The 630-nt window shown below is 64.4% G+C and carries 1 protein-coding gene; it reads right to left on the bottom strand.

Translation table 11 applies throughout. The features are described from left to right. Positions 1-335 (bottom strand): glycosyltransferase (locus tag A5698_RS27705; protein ID WP_231967232.1); only part of this gene is annotated, 335 nt, incomplete at its 3' end. Between the last annotated feature and the right edge of the window lie 295 nt (positions 336-630).

Here is a 630-nt window from a genome sequence, read left to right as displayed (position 1 = left end):
TTCGCAAGAGACGTCAGCGTTCTGCTCAGCTCTTCCCACGCTCGAGCCTTGGGTTCCCATGCCTCGCGCGACAGTCTGCTCACTTCGCGGATGCGCCAAGGCGTGCGAAAACACGTTCTGTAGAAGGCCCAATGCGCTTCGAGCATCTCCTGCGGGTCCGGACCGAGCGCCGTCGCGCCGAGCCCTGCCGACTCGACGAAGCCCACCAGGTTAGGGGGGACGGCCATGTGCACTTCGTGCCCGCGGTGCAGCAGTTCACGGCCAACGGCAACGCAGGGCTCCACATCGCCACGACTTCCGTAGCTTGCCAGCACAAATCTCAGGGATCTGGCCATCCACTGCCCCCCTTCAAGTTGCGTGGACCAGAGAGTACATCGGGGTCGGCGGAGTCCCACGGCGACTACTGCTGGGGCGAGCCGGCCACTCCGGTGCCGCTGGCGGTGGCATGGCGTGGCCGGTCGAATTGGAACCGCGGCAGCCGTCGGCGCCATTGCGCCTCAGCAACAACAGTGAAAGGCTCCGCAAAAAAATGAGAGGGTAGGACGCGATGAAGCTTTTAATGGCCTGCTATGGGACGCGTGGTGACGTGGAACCCTGCGCCGCGGTTGGCCGTGAACTGCTGCACCGCGG

Source organism: Mycobacterium sp. E136 (assembly GCF_001666865.1).
Taxonomy (GTDB): Bacteria; Actinomycetota; Actinomycetes; order Mycobacteriales; family Mycobacteriaceae; genus Mycobacterium.
Note: the sequence above shows the minus strand (reverse complement) of the source record. Positions and strands in the feature narration are given on the sequence as shown.